Source organism: Pseudomonas sp. RC2C2 (genome assembly GCF_018390435.1).
Taxonomy (GTDB): domain Bacteria; phylum Pseudomonadota; class Gammaproteobacteria; order Pseudomonadales; family Pseudomonadaceae; genus Aquipseudomonas; species Aquipseudomonas donghuensis.
Map to the genome: position 1 here is coordinate 626,363 of NZ_JAHBAX010000001.1, position 15,078 is coordinate 641,440.

Below are 15,078 nucleotides of genomic sequence, written 5' to 3' on the forward strand. Positions count from 1 at the left end.
GCCCTTTTGCATTTCAGCGCTGCAGGCGGTACACCCGCTCGGACAGCTGCGGCACTGCGGCCTGAACGAACTTGGGGCTTTCGGCGAGAATGTCCCGCGCCTCCAGCTCAAGAGGCTGCCAGTCAGCAAACAACTGCTGCACCTCTGCATCGACCACGGCAAAGGGCGGCCCCGGCAGCAGGGCCTGGTCGTAATCCATGGTGATCAACAGCCCCTGGCAACCTTGCGCCAGGCACCCGCTGAGCAGCGCCGCATAGCGCTCGCGCAACGCCGGCGGCAAGGCGATCACCGCCGCTCGGTCATACAGCGCACTGCAGTCAGCGATATCGTCAGCATTCAGGGCAAAGAAATCTCCGCACCAAAGCTCCAGATTACCGCTGCGATAGGTCGTGAACACACCTTGCTGAGCGACCTCAGGCTGTAACTGCTGCTCGCTGAAAAAGTCCTCCACGGCACGCTGGGAAAGCTCGATGCCGAGCACCCGATGGCCCTGCCCGGCCAGCCAGGCCAGGTCCAGGCTTTTGCCGCACAGGGGCACCAGCACCTTGCTGCCGGACGCCAGGCCCAGGGCCGGCCAATATTGTTGCAGATAGCTGTTGACCTGCCCCTGATGAAAGCCGATCTGGTTGTCTGCCCAGCGCTTGTGCCAGAACTCTGCCTGCATGGCATACCTCGAATTATTCGATCAGATTATGCAAAAACTTATATTGGAATTAGATCAATGATCTGCCTGAAGATAGCCCCATCTTAACCTTCAGGACGCTCCCCATGCTGCCCAGCCTGTTTATTTCTCATGGCTCGCCGATGCTCGCCCTCGAGCCAGGCGCCAGCGGCCCGGCCCTGCAGCGCCTGGCAAGGCAACTAGCGCGACCCAAGGCCATCGTGGTGGTCTCCGCGCACTGGGAGAGCCGCGAGCTGTGGGTATCCAGCCATCCCCACCCCGAGACCTGGCATGACTTCGGCGGTTTTCCCGCCGCCCTGTTTGCCTTGCAATACCCCGCGCCCGGCGAGCCGGCGCTGGCCGAACGCCTCAAGCACCTGCTGTGCGATGCCGGCCTGCCGGCCCGCCTGGACCCCAAGCGACCGTTCGATCATGGCGCCTGGGTACCCTTGTCGCTGATGTACCCGGCCGCCGACATTCCCGTGGTACAGGTTTCACTACCCAGCCAGCTGGGCCCACAACTGCAGGAACGGATGGGCAAAGCGCTGTCCGGGCTGCGCGAAGAAGGCATCCTGCTGATCGGCTCAGGCAGCATTACCCACAACCTGCGCGAACTGGATTGGCAGGCCGGCCCGGACAGCGTCGAGCCCTGGGCCCTGGCATTTCGTGACTGGATGATCGACAAGCTGGCAGCCGACGACACCCCTGCCCTGCATGACTACCGCCAGCGGGCGCCGTTTGCAGTGCGCAACCATCCGAGCGATGAGCACTTGTTGCCGCTGTACTTCGCCCGGGGTGCAGGTGGGCGCTTCGGGATTGCCCACCAGGGGTTTACGCTCGGGGCGCTGGGGATGGATATCTACCGGTTCGACTGATCCTGCGCGCTCGATCGCTGGCAAGACCGGCTCCCACAGGGTAGATGCACGCTCCCACTACAGACAATTGCTCCCACGGACAGCTCCACAGCTTGGCACAGGCAAAAAAAATCCCCGAACCAGTCGGGGATTTTTTTATCGCTCGCGGATCAGTCTTCGCGGTAACGGCGCAGCTTCAGCTGCTTGCCGGCAACACGAGTGTCCTTGAGCTTGGTCAGCAGACGCTCCAGGCCTTCTTCCGGCAGCTCGACCAGGCTGAAGCTGTCGCGCACCTGGATGCGGCCGATGGCTTCGCGGGCCAGGCCGCCTTCGTTGAGGATGGCGCCCAGCAGGTTCTTGGCGGCGATACCGTCACGCGCGCCCAGCGCGGTACGGCAGCGAGCACGACCTTCGCCCAGCGGCATCGGTGCACGACGCTCACGCTCGCCACGCTCTGGACGATCGCCAGTGCGCTCACGCGGGGTGTAGGTCGGAACCAGCGGCTGCTCTTTCTCGACGGCTTCCAGGGTCAGGGCCTGACCGTTGGTAGCCTTGCGCAGCAGGGCAGCGGCCAGGGCACGCGGGCTGCAACCGATGTCGGCAGTCAGGCGATCAAGCAGATCACCGTGGGTCGACTCAGCATCGGCAACCAACGGCGCCAAGCTGTTGGTCAGCTTCTTGATGCGGGCATCGAGAACGGCCTGAGCGTTCGGCAGGCGAACTTCGGCAACTTTCTGACCGGTCACACGCTCGATCACCTGCAGCATGCGACGCTCGCGCGGGGTAACCAGCAGCAGCGCACGGCCTTCACGACCCGCACGGCCGGTACGGCCGATACGGTGAACGTAGGACTCAGGGTCATACGGCATGTCGACGTTGAACACGTGAGTGATGCGCGGTACGTCCAGGCCACGGGCAGCGACGTCGGTGGCGACGACGATGTCCAGACGGCCGTCCTTGAGCGAGTCGATCACGCGCTCACGCTGGTTCTGGGCAATGTCACCGTTCAGCGCAGCGGCTTTGTAGCCTTTGGCTTCCAGGGCGCTGGCCAGGTCCAGGGTGGCTTGCTTGGTCCGCACGAAGGCGATCAGCGCGTCGAACTCTTCCACTTCCAGCAGGCGCAGGACAGCGGAAACCTTCTGGTCGGCGTGGACCATCAGGTGGGCTTGTTCGATGGCGGTGACGGTCTGGGTCTTGCTCTGGATCTTGACGTGCTTCGGCTCGCGCAGGTGGCGCTCGGCGATGGCACGGATCGAAGCAGGCAGGGTGGCCGAGAACAGCACGGTCTGACGGCTTTCCGGCATGGCCTTGAAGATCACTTCGAGGTCATCCATGAAGCCCAGCTTGAGCATTTCGTCGGCTTCGTCGAGCACCAGGTGGTTGACGGTCGCCAGGACCTTCTCGTCGCGACGCAGGTGGTCGCACAGACGGCCCGGGGTAGCAACGACGATTTGCGCGCCGTTACGGATAGCTTTCAGTTGTGGGCCCATCGGGGCACCACCGTACACGGCCACCACGGTTACGCCCGGCATCTGCTTGGCGTAGGTTTCGAAAGCGGTGGCTACTTGCAGCGCCAACTCACGGGTTGGCGCCAGGATCAGGGCTTGCGGCTCGCGCTTGCTCGGGTCGATGCGGTGCAGGATTGGCAGAGCGAAGGCAGCGGTTTTACCGGTACCGGTCTGCGCCTGACCGATCATGTCGTGACCAGCGAGAATAATCGGGATCGATTGCTGCTGAATGGCGGACGGCTCTTCGTAGCCGGTAGCCAGCACTGCAGCAACAATGCTCGGATGAAGTTCGAGAGCGGCGAAGCCGCCGGTTTCCTGGGTCATGGGTCTGCCTCTAAGTGCATCCGCAAAGACCCATGCTCCAAAGCTGCACATGCCTTGTAAGACCCGAAGGTCACCCTGGCAGCTTTGTCGGCGGGGATTTGCGAAAACGATTGAAGAAAAAAAGGAACGTCAAGGAGAGTCCGCGGGGCGGACGCGCAGCCGAAGCTGGCTTCGGGGAATTGCACTACCTTAAACGAGGTCCGGTGAAAGACCGGCGCGTACTATACCTGAATTCGCAATTCACGGGAGTTTTTTTTAATCAACCACGCCAGCGCCAGGCCACGCCAAGGCGGGCCCGGGAAGATAACCGCACCGGCGGCTGAATCGATTTTCCGCCAGTGACCCAGTGACGCGCCTCAGGACGCCGGGCGGATCGCGCCGATCAGCGGTTGCAACGAGTAGCCCAGTTGTGGCGCCAGCGCCTCGGCCCTGGCGGTGAGGCCGGGCAGATCGAGCTGCTGCTCAAGGTCAGCCGGCACCATGAGGATGACGTTACCCTCCTTGACCGGCAGTTCCCAGTAATGACGATGGTAGAGCCCGCGCAACAACGCAGCGCCCAACGGCTTGCCGTCATCGCTGGCCCATTGGTTGATCACCAGCCAGCCACCGGGATTCAGACGCTGCTGGCAATCCTCCAGAAAACGCCAGGCCAGGTGCGCAACACCCGGGCCATGATCGGTGTACAGGTCGACGAAAATCAAGTCAGCGGACTCGGCGGTTTCCAGCAGCTCCATCGCATCGCCAATGCGGATATAAAGGCGCGGATCATCATCCAGGCCCATGTACTCGATGGCCAGGCGCGGCACATCCGGGCGCAGTTCGATGGCTTCGACGTCTTCCAGCGGCAGGAACTTGAGGCACGCCTGGGTCAGGGTACCGGCCCCCAGGCCCAGAAACAGCGCGCTCTCGGGTTCGGGGTGGGCCAGCGCGCCAATCAGCATGGCCCGGGTGTAGTCGTACTCCAGCCAGCTCGGGTCGGCGGTGAACACACAGCTCTGCTCGATCGCCTCGCCAAATTCGAGAAAGCGATAGTCATCGACTTCCAGCACACTGATGGTGCCGTACTGATCGTGGACCTGGGCCAGCAGCCGCTCTACCCGTTCCTCTGTCATGCTGTCTCCCGGCAGGCGCCGCTGTACCAAGCAAAAACCGCCATTGTCCGTCAATGGCGCCAGTGCAACAAGGTACGTGGCACCTGTTAACATGGCAGACAGCCCTTTTCCGACCAGATCGAGCCCGTGATGAACCACCCCTGGAGTCCTGACAGCTGGCGCGCCCTGCCGATCCAGCAACAACCGAGCTACCCCGATGCCGCGCACCTGCTCAAGGTCGAGCAGACCCTGGCCAGCTACCCGCCGCTGGTCTTTGCCGGCGAGGCCCGGGAACTGCGCCGTCAGTTCGCCGAGGTCACCCAGGGCCGCGCGTTCCTGCTGCAAGGCGGCGATTGCGCCGAGAGCTTCGCCGAGTTCTCGGCAGCCAAGATTCGTGACACCTTCAAGGTGCTGCTGCAAATGGCCATTGTCATGACCTTTGCCGCCGGTTGCCCGGTGGTCAAGGTCGGGCGCATGGCCGGGCAGTTCGCCAAGCCGCGCTCGGCAGGCGATGAAACCATTGACGGCGTCACCCTGCCGGCCTACCGCGGCGACATCGTCAACGGCATCGGCTTCGATGAAAAGAGCCGGATCCCGGACCCGGAGCGCCTGCTGCAGGCCTACCACCAGTCCACTGCCAGCCTCAATCTGCTGCGCGCCTTTGCCCAGGGCGGTTTCGCCGACCTGCATCAGGTACACAAGTGGAACCTGGACTTCATCGCCAACTCGGCGCTGGCAGAAAAGTACAGCCAGCTGGCTGACCGCATCGACGAAACCCTGGCCTTCATGCGCGCCTGCGGCCTGGACAGCTCGCCGCAGTTGCGCGAAACCAGCTTCTTCACCGCCCACGAAGCGCTGCTGCTGAACTATGAAGAAGCCTTCGTCCGTCGCGACAGCCTGACCAACGACTATTACGACTGCTCGGCGCACATGCTCTGGATCGGCGACCGCACCCGCCAGCTCGATGGCGCCCATGTCGAGTTCCTGCGCGGGGTGAACAACCCGATCGGGGTCAAGGTCGGCCCGAGCATGAACAGCGAAGAGCTGATTCGCCTGATCGACGTGCTCAACCCGGACAACGACCCCGGCCGCCTCAACCTGATCGTGCGCATGGGGGCGAACAAGGTCGGCGAACATCTGCCGGCCCTGATCCGCAACGTCGAGCGCGAAGGGCGCCAGGTGCTGTGGAGCTGCGACCCGATGCACGCCAACACCATCAAGGCCAGCAGCGGTTACAAGACCCGCGATTTCGCCCAGATCCTCAGCGAGGTCAAGCAGTTCTTCCAGGTCCATCAGGCCGAAGGCAGCCATGCCGGGGGGATTCATATCGAAATGACCGGGCAGAACGTCACCGAGTGCATCGGCGGCGCCCGGCCAATCACCGAAGACGCCCTCTCCGACCGCTACCACACCCATTGCGACCCGCGGATGAACGCCGATCAGTCACTGGAGCTGGCCTTCCTGATTGCCGAAACCCTCAAGCAGGTACGTCGCTGAGGTCACTGCGTGCCAGCGCCTCGCGCAAGCGTGCGGCACTGGCACGCGGGCAGTTCAACTGCACCTCGGCCAGGCCCAGCCAGGCGGCCATGCGCTGCAGGCTTTCAGCCAGGGCCTGCATGCCCGCCTCATCCAGCCCCGCCTGTTCTTCATGCACCGCGTGTACCGCCAGGCAATCGTTAGCGCGCTCGGCACGCAGGTCGACCCGTGCGGCAATGCGTTCGTTGTGCAGGAACGGCAGCACGTAATAGCCGTACACACGTTTGTGCGCAGGCGTGTAGATCTCCAGCCGGTAGCGGAAATCAAACAGACGCTCGGTGCGCTCCCGCTCCCAGACCAGCGAGTCAAAGGGCGAAAGCAAGGCGCTGCTGCTCACCTTGCGCGGCACCCGTGGCGAACCCAGGCAGTACGCCGCTTGCGTCCAGCCCTGCACCGCACAGGCCTGCAATGCGCCCTCCTCGACCAGCTCGGCCAGCCGTGCGCGGCTATCGCCGGGGGCCAGGCGAAAGTAGTCTCGCAGGTCCTTCTCGGTAGCCACCCCCAACGCACCCGCGGCATGCAGTAACAGTCCGCGTTGCGCGTCGGCCTCATTCATTGGCGGTTGCTCAAGCAATGCCGCCGGCAGCACCCGCTCGGGTAAATCGTACAGGCGCTCGAAACCGCGCCTACCGGCGACATTGACCAATCCCGCGGCAAGCAGCCACTCCAGCGCGTGCTTTTCAGCGCTCCAGTCCCACCACGGGCCGGCACGCTCCTGGCGGGTCGACAGGCTGCCCGCGCCCAGAGCGCCCTGTTCGGTCACCGCCGCCAGCACCCGGGCGATGGTCGCTTGCTGCTCGCGGCCAAAGCGCGCCAGCTGTTGATAGATGCCCTGGCCCTGACGCGCACGGTCCATGCGCCAGCGCAGCAACGGGTACAGCGAAAGCGGCAGCAGCGAGGCCTCATGCCCCCAGTACTCGAAGAGTTTGCGTTGACGGTTGCGGCCCCAGGCCAGTTGATCAAGCAGCGCCTGTGGATAACTGCCAAGACGGGAAAACAGCGGAAGGTAGTGGGAGCGTACCAGGGCATTGACCGAGTCGATCTGCACCCCCCCCAGGCGTTCGATCATCCGCTGCAGCTGCGCGGCCCCCATCGACGCGCTTGTCTGGCGAGTGTTGAAGCCTTGTGCCGACAGCGCCAGGCGGCGCGCCTGGGCCAGGGAAAGGGACTGTGTGGTGGGCATGCCCGGCTCCTTGTGAACAAGCCCACTTACACTAGTCGTGGCACCTCGATGATGCGACTCATTTTTTCAGTGGATCCTCCCAGAATGGCCGCTCCACCTCGCGCAGGATATCCGCCCGACTAAGACCGATATCATCCAGCGCCGCATCACTCAGGCGCGCCAGTTCGCGGCGCTCGCGGTGCAGTTGGCGCCAACGCATCAGCCGTTGGGCCGCGACGTGGGTGAGCTGGTAAAACCAGCTGTGCTGGGACGTTGAGTACTGCAGAACAAGCGATTTCTGACCTTTCATCGTCTTACCCTCCTGTTGGGATGACGACAGTGTCAGGTCCGGCATAAGATCAATCCAACGAATGTTTCTTATGTAATACATCTAGGAGATTGATGCCTTGTCCCAGTACCAGAGTATCGATTCCGACGTGCTGCGCACCTTCGTCGCCATTGCCGAACACGGCGGCTTCACCCGTGCTGGCGAAGTGGTCAATCGTACCCAGTCGGCGGTGAGCATGCAGATGAAGCGCCTGGAGGAGGACATCATCCAGCGCCAGCTGTTCGAGCGCGATGGCCGCCAGGTGCGCCTGACTGCCGAGGGCCAGGTGCTGCTCGGCTACGCCCGGCGCATCCTCAAGCTGCACGGCGAGGTGTTCAATACCCTGCGCATGCCGCACATGGTCGGGGTGGTGCGCATCGGTACGCCGGACGACTACGCCATGCGCTTTTTGCCGGGCATCCTGTCCAGTTTCGCCCAGGCCTACCCGTTGGTTCAGGTCGAAGTGCACTGCGAAAGCTCTCGGCAGTTGATGCAACGCCAGGATCTGGACCTGACCATCATCACCCGCGAACCGGGCAACGAAATCGGCCAGTTGCTGCGCCGCGAGCGCGCAGTGTGGGTGCAAGCCCGGGGCTTCTGCCCGCATGAGCACAACCCTCTGCCGCTGGCGATGTTCAACTGCGATTGCTATTGCCGGACCTGGGCCTGCAATGCCCTGGATGCCATCGAGAAGGAGTACCGGATCGCCTACACCAGCGCTAGCACCGCGGCGATCATGGCCGTGGTCAGTGCCGGCCTGGCGGTCACCGCGCAGTTGCAGAGCCTGATCACCAGCGACCTGCAGATCATTGGCGAAGCCGAAGGCCTGCCACCCTTGCCCACCGCCAGCATCATGCTGCTGCGCAATCGCACCACGCAGTCGGAAATGACCGACTGCCTGGCCGACTACATCATCGAAGGCTTCAGATCTTGAAGGCCAGCATCACCGCACAGAGCACCAGAAACCCACAGAACAGTGAACGCAGGACTCTTTCCGGCAGGGCGTGAGCCAGTTTCACACCCCAGCTGATGCTCAGCAGGCCACCGATAGCCAGCGGGATGCCCATGCTCCACTGCACATGCTGATGCACGCCGTAAGTCAGCAAGGTGACGGCAGTACTGGGGGCTACCAGGGCCAGTGACAACCCCTGGGCAACCACCTGGGTGGTGCCGAACACGCTGGTCAGCACCGGGGTCGCCACCACTGCCCCACCGACCCCGAACAAGCCGCCCAGCACCCCCGCGCCGCTGCCCAGTACGCCCAGCCACGGCCAGGGCTGGCGCAGCTCGCTGGACGGCTGCGCCGTACGCATGAACATCCGCGCCAGGTTCCAGGCGGCCAGCGCCACCAAGAACAGCACAAAGCCAAAGCGCATGGCCTGGGCATCCACACCCACCGCCCAGATCGAACCGAGCCAGGCGAAAACAAAGCTGGTCGCGGCCAGCGGCAAGGCATGTTTGAGTTCGATGCGATTTCGCTGGTGATACCGCCACAGCGCCAGCAGCACATTCGGTACCACCATCACCAGCGCGGTGCCTTGGGCCAGTTGCTGGTCGAGGCCGAACAACACCCCCAGCGCCGGAATCGCGATCAGCCCGCCACCGATGCCGAACAACCCGCCCACCGTGCCCAGTGCCGCGCCCAGCGCTATGTACATCGCCCACTCGATCATTGCCGTCTCTCTGAAATACCAATCGGTGCATGCTACCGAGCTGGTGCTAGCGGGGAAACGCACAGCAACGCACAATGGCTATGCTATTTACGCAAAAGCAGACTTCAGCATGAACCCCGATGCCCTGACCGAACAACTCAGCCTGTTTCTTGATGTACTGGAAACCGGCAGCTTCTCCGCCACCGCCCGGCGCCATCCGTTGACGCCTTCGGCGGTGGCGCGGCGTATCGACACCCTGGAAAACGCGGTCGGCAGCCGCCTGTTCGTGCGCAGCACCCATGCGGTACGGCCGACCCCGGCGGGTAATGCCTTTGCCGAACGCGCCCGCAGGATTGTCGAAGAGCTGCGCCTGGCCCGCGCTGAAGCGGTATCGCTGAGCAACGCCCCGGAAGGCCTGATCCGCATCGACGCCCCGGCCGCCTTTGGCCGCCGCCACCTGGCCCCGGCCATCGCCGACTTTCTGGTGGCCTATCCGGGGCTGGATGTGCAACTGCGCCTGATCGACAGCTTCGTCGACCTGCACGGCTCGCACCTGGGCGAAGTCGACCTGGTGCTGCGCGCAGGGCCCCTGGCCGATACCCGCCTGGTGGCCACACCGCTGGCCTACATGGTCCGCATTGCCTGCGCCAGCCCCGCTTACCTGGCCCAGCGCGGCATTCCCGCCAGCCCCGCTGAATTACCCGAACACCACGGCCTGGACTGGGACGGCCTGGCCCCGCCCTTCGCCTGGCGCTTCGCGGTCGAGGGGCAGATGCGCCTGTATCGCCCCACCCGCATGCGCATGAGTGCCAACAACGCCGAAACCCTGTTGTTCGGCGCCCTGGCAGGCCTGGGCATTGCCCACCTGCCCACCTGGCTGATCAGCGAATACCTGCTGCGTGGCGAATTGCTGCCGCTATTCTGTGACAACGGCCTGCCCAGCGCCGAAAGCAGCGGCATCTATGCCCTGCGCCTGGAACATGAAACGAACTCTCGCAGCCGTTTGCTGCTCGAATTCCTCAAGCACCGCTTCAGCCCGATCCCGCCGTGGGACCTGGCGCTGCAAAGCGAGCTGCGCTGGCAGTAAGTGCGCTAATGACCTGCGTGCTAAATTTAAAGGACCCAACCCATTGAAGGATGTGCATGAACGCCGACCCTAAAGCGCCTGTTCCTTGCGACGAACTGCTCCTGGACAACCAGGTGTGCTTTGCCCTGCACTCGACTTCGTTGCTGATGACCAAGGTCTACAAACCGCTGCTGCACAAACTCGGGCTGACTTATCCACAGTACCTGGCAATGCTGGTGCTGTGGGAACAGGACGGTTTGACCGTCGGAGAGATCAGCCAGCGCCTGCTGACCGATCCGGGTTCTCTGACACCGTTGCTCAAACGCCTGGAAGCCGAAGGCCTGCTCAAGCGCAGCCGCAGCCGCGAAGATGAACGGGTGGTGCTGGTGCAACTAAGCGATCAGGGCCGAGCCCTGCAAGCCCGGGCCAAAGACGTGCCCCACTGCATTCTGGCCGCCAGCGGCGAGAACCTCGAACGCCTGCAACAGCTGCAGGCCGATTTGCTGGAACTGCGCGCCAACCTGCAAAAAAACCTCTGAGCGCTATGCTGAGAAATGACCGTTGGTAGGTCAGCCGAAAATTATCTTGCGCACTAAATAATTGCGCGCTAACTTAATTCCCGTACCCACTCAGCGCCGCGGCGCAACTCACAAGCGAGGCTCATCATGCAAAAGGTCACTCCGCTGTACATTGCCCAAGCCAAATCCACCGGTGGCCGCGACGGCAGTTCGCGCTCCAGCGACGGCAAGCTGGAAGTCAAGCTGAGCACCCCCAAAGAACTGGGCGGCGCAGGTGGCGACGGCACCAACCCCGAGCAACTGTTTGCCGCCGGCTACTCGGCCTGCTTTATCGGCGCCCTGAAGTTCGTTGCCGGCCAGCAGAAAAAGGCCCTGCCAGCCGAGAGCTCGATCACTGCCAAGGTTGGTATTGGCCAGATTCCGGGTGGCTTCGGTCTGGATATCGACCTGAACATCGACCTGCCGGGGCTGGAGCAGGCTGAGGCAGAGCAACTGGTTGAAGCTGCCCACCAGGTTTGCCCGTACTCCAATGCCACCCGTGGCAACGTCGATGTACGCTTGCATGTCACTGTCTGAGCGATAAAACACCAGGCATAAAAAAACCCGGCCAAGGCCGGGTTTTTCATGGGCGCAAGAATTACTTCTTGGAACGGCCCTTGAAGCTGTTGTCGCGGGTGTCGATATCGATCCACTCGTCGATCTGGATGAAGTCAGCAACGCTGATTTCAGTGCCGTTTTTCAGCTTGGCAGGTTTCATGACCTTGCCCGAGGTGTCGCCGCGAGCAGCGTTCTCGGTGTAGACAACCTGACGGCTGATGGTGGTCGGCAGTTCTACCGATACCAGGCGGCCTTCGAAGAATACGGCTTCGCAGACGTCTTCCATGCCTTCTTCGATGTACGGCAGAACGGCCTCGATGTCTTCGGCGTTCAGTTCGTACATGGTGTAGTCGGTGGTGTCCATGAAGGTGAACGAGTCACCGCTGATGAACGACAGGGTCGCTTCTTTGCGATCCAGGATCACGTCGTCCAGCTTGTCGTCCGCACCGTAAACGGTCTCGGTCTTGTAGCCGGTCAGCAGGTTCTTCAGCTTGGTCTTCATGATCGCGCTGTTACGGCCCGACTTGGTGAATTCAGTTTTCTGAACCAGCCACGGGTCGTTGTCGATCCGCAGTACGGTACCGGGTTTCAGCTCTTTACCAGTTTTCATTGCGAGATATCCGAATTTGGATGGATTTACAAAAATCGAGGCCGCATATCATAGCCAATTTCGGTAAAACTGTACCAGCGCCGTGGCAAGGTCCGGCTGAGCGGCTTGCACCGCGCTCCAGCGGCGGGCGTGCTGGTCCAGCTCGTCCCAGTGCGCCAGCACCTGTTGCCAGGCCTGGCCCATGTCGTTGTCCATGTTCCAGGCACGCCACAATTGTACCAGCGCGGCCCCGGCGGGCGCGGACAATCCCTGGATGTACAGATCGAGAAACGCTTCGAGTTTTTCCCAGTGGGCATACTCTTCCTGCACATAGATATGCCAGAGCAGCGGCCGTGCGGCCCATTGCGCGCGGACGAACGAATCTTCGCCACGCACCGCGTTGAAATCGCAGCACCAGAGCAGCCGGTCGTAATCGTCCTGGCTGACGAAAGGCAGGATCTGCACGGTCAAGGCACCGCGCCGGGCAATGCTGCCTACGCTCAGCGCCTGCTCGCCGAGCCAGGCCTGAACGTCGCCCAGCACCCGGCCTTCGGGCACCAGCAGGTGATTGGCGCGGCAGTCGGCAGCCAGGGCATCCAGCCAGCTGGCGACGCCGGGGTTTTCGTAGGCGAACAGCGAAATCAGCCGGGCATTGCGTTCTGGCGTTACACCTAGCCCCTGCAGAAACGCCTTGCGTGCGGCCGGGTCCTGCTCAAACGCCTGGCGACGTGGCAGCAAGCTCGCCTCACGCAGCAAGCCGCCGGTCTTGGCGGTAAAGCCTGGGAAGAAAAACACCTTGCGCAAGCCATTGGCCTGGGGCGACGGCAAGCCATGGCAACCTTCGACCCAGTCTTCAGCGCTGAGGTAGTCCAGGTTCAACCACAATGGCGCACGGGGTTGTTCGAGCATGGCCTGCACATAGGCAGGCGGTAGCTGACAGGCGAAAGCGCCAATCACCACATCAGCTACCGAAGTGTCCTGCCAATCGGAAGGCCATTGGCGCACATCCACGCCCTGCTGCCATTGCTGGGCGACGTCGGCCTGGGCTTCGGGGCAGATACGCACGAACGCCTTCAGGTCATCCACCCACAGGAGCACCGCCAGGCCCTGCTCGGCCACCAGTTGCCGGGCCAGGCGCCAGGTCACGCCGATGTCGCCGTAGTTATCGACGACACAACAGAAGATGTCCCACCGCGCTTTCATCGCTGGCCCCTTGGAAAAAGCGCCGATTGTCCGGGTAAATCATCACTGACAAAAGCGTGGCACGAAAAAAACCGTTGCACCGTGCGACAATGGCAACCCGTGTCCTGGCCAGGAGGCCATCATGCCCCGCCCTCGCGAATTGAAGATCACCCTAAAACCCCTGCAACTGATCCTGTGCATTGCGCTAGGCCTGTGGCTTGGCGCTGTGGCTATTGCCCTGAGCCTGTGGCTGGCCGGGCGCCTGCTGCCAGCGACGGTGCAGCCGATCGGCCAGGTGCTGGCGCCGCCAGCCACGGCGCCGGCGTCGCCGGAGACAGCCGACTCGCAAAAGCAGATGTTCGAGCAATACAAACAGATCCTGCGCAACCAGCAAGTACAGCAGGCCGAAGAGCAGGCGCAAGGCAGCCTGCGCAATCTGTCCAACCCCAAATGCCAGTTCTGGCTGCAACAGAACCGCACCGCGCCGACCGAAAAAAGCCGTGCCCTCGTTCTTGAATTCTGCAACTGAGCCCATGACCAAAGCCGACCTGCTGCAACGCATCATCGATACCCTGAGCTTTGATCTGGATGTCGCCCAGCGCGCCGCGCAAACCGCCTATGAAGCGGCCACCGCCGAAGAGAACATCGCCGAGAACAAGTACGACACCCTGGGCCTTGAAGCGTCGTACCTGGCCACCGGGCAAGCCCGGCGCATGGAGGAAATCCGCCAGGCGCGGGCAGCGTACCAGCAATTGTTGCTGCGCGACTATGACCCGCAACGCGGGATCCAGGTCAGCAACCTGGTGACCCTCGAGGCCGAAAACGGCACTTGCCAGCAGCTGTTTCTAGGGCCCGAAGGCGCCGGGCTGAAGATTGGCCAGGGGGCGCAACTGGTCACGGTGATCACCCCGCGCTCGCCACTGGGGCAACGTTTGATCGGCAAGGTTGAAGAGGATGAGGTGAGCCTGGTGCTCGGCGGGGTATGCCAGAGTTATTACATCCTTAAAGTGCTGTGATCGGCAAGGCTGCGCAGCCCCCTTCACAAGGAACCCAACGCATCAAACCGCTGCGCCAACCCCTGCCGGGCAAACTGCTCGATGACAAAATCGACAAACGCCCGGGTCTTGCCCGGTAGCAATTTGTGCTCGGTGTAGTACAGCGAGATATTGCCGTCGTCCACATACCAGTCCGGCAACACCCGCAGCAGCCGGCCAGCCTGCAGGTACGGCACGGCGAACGGCATGCTCACCAGCGCCACGCCCAGGCCCTGCTCCGCCGCCGCACAGGCTGCCTCCGAGTCACTCATGGTCATGCGCAAACGCAAGCTCAAAGGGCTCTGCTCCCGCTCGCGGCTGGTCAACGGCCAGGAACGTACCCGCCCGGTCTGCGGAGAACGAATGAGGATGCCGTCCAGCGCGTGCAAATCGGCGGGCTGGGTAATGGGCGGATGCTGCTGCAAGTACGTCGGCGCCGCCACCAGAATCCGGTGCGCCGGGGTCAGCTTGCGCGCCACCACGCCCTGGGGCAGGTCGAAGCCACCGCCAATGGCCGCATCAAAGCCCTGGCCAATCAGGTCGACCTGACGGTTATCGAAATGCCAGTCAGGGCTGATTGCCGGATAGCGCCGCAGGAACTCGGCCAGCAGCGGCACGATGTACAGGCGGCCGAACACCGTGCCCATGCTCACCTTCAGGGTGCCGGCCGGTTGCCCTTCGGCACTGGCCAGGTTAGCCACGGCGTACTGGATGGTCTGAAAACTCGCCGCCACCTCGCCGAGAAAACGCTGCCCGGCCTCGGTCAGGGTCAAGCGCCGGGTGCTGCGCTGAAACAAGCGCACGCCCAGGCGCGCCTCCAGCCGGGCGACGTTCTTGCCCACCGCCGCCGGGGTCAGGCTCAGGCGCCGCGCCGCTTCGGCAAAGCTGCCGACTTCGGCGCTGCGGACAAAACACTCGATGCTGCTGAAGGATTCCATACCGATGATTCCATACTTCTGGTTTACACAGACTATAG

Annotated in this window: 17 protein-coding genes; 8 read left to right on the top strand and 9 right to left on the bottom strand. The window is 62.9% G+C overall.

All coding sequences use genetic code 11. The annotated features are described in order from the left end of the window. Positions 1–13: 13 nt before the first annotated feature. A complete protein-coding gene (locus tag KHO53_RS02855) occupies positions 14–664 on the bottom strand; it encodes a thiopurine S-methyltransferase (protein ID WP_213569951.1) in 651 nt (216 codons plus the stop codon). Positions 665–768: 104 nt separating this feature from the next. Here KHO53_RS02855 and KHO53_RS02860 point away from each other — a divergent pair, with 104 nt between their 5' ends. Further along, on the top strand, positions 769–1,536 hold the full coding sequence (locus KHO53_RS02860) for a DODA-type extradiol aromatic ring-opening family dioxygenase (RefSeq protein ID WP_213569952.1): 768 nt from the start codon (positions 769–771) through the stop codon (positions 1,534–1,536). Positions 1,537–1,685: 149 nt separating this feature from the next. On the opposite strand, the gene KHO53_RS02865 is transcribed toward KHO53_RS02860, so the two are convergent. Both KHO53_RS02865 and KHO53_RS02870 read right to left on the bottom strand, forming a co-directional pair. Then, entirely contained in the window at positions 1,686–3,347 is a 1,662-nt protein-coding gene (locus KHO53_RS02865; RefSeq protein WP_036996503.1) for a DEAD/DEAH box helicase, read from the bottom strand. 356 nt (positions 3,348–3,703) lie between these two features. Beyond that, entirely contained in the window at positions 3,704–4,459 is a 756-nt protein-coding gene (locus KHO53_RS02870) for a spermidine synthase (protein ID WP_010226296.1), read from the bottom strand. Between the two features lie 129 nt (positions 4,460–4,588). Here KHO53_RS02870 and KHO53_RS02875 point away from each other — a divergent pair, with 129 nt between their 5' ends. After that, positions 4,589–5,935: a class II 3-deoxy-7-phosphoheptulonate synthase gene (locus KHO53_RS02875; protein ID WP_010226298.1), complete on the top strand. Its 1,347-nt coding sequence runs from the start codon at positions 4,589–4,591 to the stop codon at positions 5,933–5,935. On the opposite strand, the gene KHO53_RS02880 is transcribed toward KHO53_RS02875, so the two are convergent. Continuing rightward, on the bottom strand, positions 5,916–7,157 hold the full coding sequence (locus tag KHO53_RS02880; protein WP_213569953.1) for a winged helix-turn-helix domain-containing protein: 1,242 nt from the start codon (positions 7,155–7,157) through the stop codon (positions 5,916–5,918). The two genes, KHO53_RS02875 and KHO53_RS02880, sit on opposite strands and share 20 nt — an antisense overlap. 58 nt (positions 7,158–7,215) lie before the next feature. Next, on the bottom strand, positions 7,216–7,446 hold the full coding sequence (locus KHO53_RS02885; protein ID WP_010226301.1) for a DUF1127 domain-containing protein: 231 nt from the start codon (positions 7,444–7,446) through the stop codon (positions 7,216–7,218). Positions 7,447–7,543: 97 nt separating this feature from the next. On the opposite strand from KHO53_RS02885, the gene KHO53_RS02890 reads away from it, so the two are divergent. Next, positions 7,544–8,398: a LysR family transcriptional regulator gene (locus KHO53_RS02890; RefSeq protein WP_010226302.1), complete on the top strand. Its 855-nt coding sequence runs from the start codon at positions 7,544–7,546 to the stop codon at positions 8,396–8,398. On the opposite strand, the gene KHO53_RS02895 is transcribed toward KHO53_RS02890, so the two are convergent. After that, complete coding sequence (locus tag KHO53_RS02895) at positions 8,388–9,137, bottom strand: sulfite exporter TauE/SafE family protein (RefSeq protein ID WP_213569954.1); 750 nt, start codon at positions 9,135–9,137, stop codon at positions 8,388–8,390. The genes KHO53_RS02890 and KHO53_RS02895 overlap by 11 nt on opposite strands. Before the next feature lie 109 nt (positions 9,138–9,246). Between KHO53_RS02895 and KHO53_RS02900 the strand changes: the two genes are divergently transcribed. From KHO53_RS02900 to KHO53_RS02910, 3 genes are all read left to right on the top strand, one after another. Further along, positions 9,247–10,203: a LysR family transcriptional regulator gene (locus KHO53_RS02900; protein WP_010226304.1), complete on the top strand. Its 957-nt coding sequence runs from the start codon at positions 9,247–9,249 to the stop codon at positions 10,201–10,203. A 56-nt stretch (positions 10,204–10,259) separates the two neighbouring features. Then, positions 10,260–10,721 carry a MarR family winged helix-turn-helix transcriptional regulator gene (locus KHO53_RS02905; protein WP_010226305.1) on the top strand — a complete coding sequence of 154 codons (462 nt, stop codon included), beginning with the start codon at positions 10,260–10,262 and terminating at the stop codon, positions 10,719–10,721. A gap of 126 nt (positions 10,722–10,847) precedes the next feature. Then, positions 10,848–11,276 (top strand): organic hydroperoxide resistance protein, encoded by a 429-nt coding sequence (locus KHO53_RS02910; protein WP_010226306.1) that lies wholly within the window; start codon positions 10,848–10,850, stop codon positions 11,274–11,276. 61 nt (positions 11,277–11,337) lie between these two features. On the opposite strand, the gene efp is transcribed toward KHO53_RS02910, so the two are convergent. Both efp and earP read right to left on the bottom strand, forming a co-directional pair. Beyond that, the gene (gene efp / locus KHO53_RS02915) at positions 11,338–11,907 is read right to left on the bottom strand and encodes an elongation factor P (protein WP_010226307.1); all 570 of its coding nucleotides are present in this window, start codon (positions 11,905–11,907) and stop codon (positions 11,338–11,340) included. Positions 11,908–11,955: 48 nt separating this feature from the next. After that, positions 11,956–13,089 (bottom strand): elongation factor P maturation arginine rhamnosyltransferase EarP, encoded by a 1,134-nt coding sequence (gene earP / locus KHO53_RS02920; protein WP_213569955.1) that lies wholly within the window; start codon positions 13,087–13,089, stop codon positions 11,956–11,958. A gap of 121 nt (positions 13,090–13,210) precedes the next feature. On the opposite strand from earP, the gene KHO53_RS02925 reads away from it, so the two are divergent. Then, positions 13,211–13,597, top strand: coding sequence for a hypothetical protein (locus KHO53_RS02925; RefSeq protein WP_010226309.1), 387 nt, complete (start codon positions 13,211–13,213; stop codon positions 13,595–13,597). Between the two features lie 4 nt (positions 13,598–13,601). Further along, positions 13,602–14,084, top strand: a complete 483-nt coding sequence (locus tag KHO53_RS02930) for a transcription elongation factor GreAB (protein WP_100782058.1) — start codon at positions 13,602–13,604, stop codon at positions 14,082–14,084. A gap of 23 nt (positions 14,085–14,107) precedes the next feature. On the opposite strand, the gene KHO53_RS02935 is transcribed toward KHO53_RS02930, so the two are convergent. Then, positions 14,108–15,046 carry a LysR family transcriptional regulator gene (locus tag KHO53_RS02935; protein WP_100782059.1) on the bottom strand — a complete coding sequence of 313 codons (939 nt, stop codon included), beginning with the start codon at positions 15,044–15,046 and terminating at the stop codon, positions 14,108–14,110. Positions 15,047–15,078 lie beyond the last annotated feature (32 nt).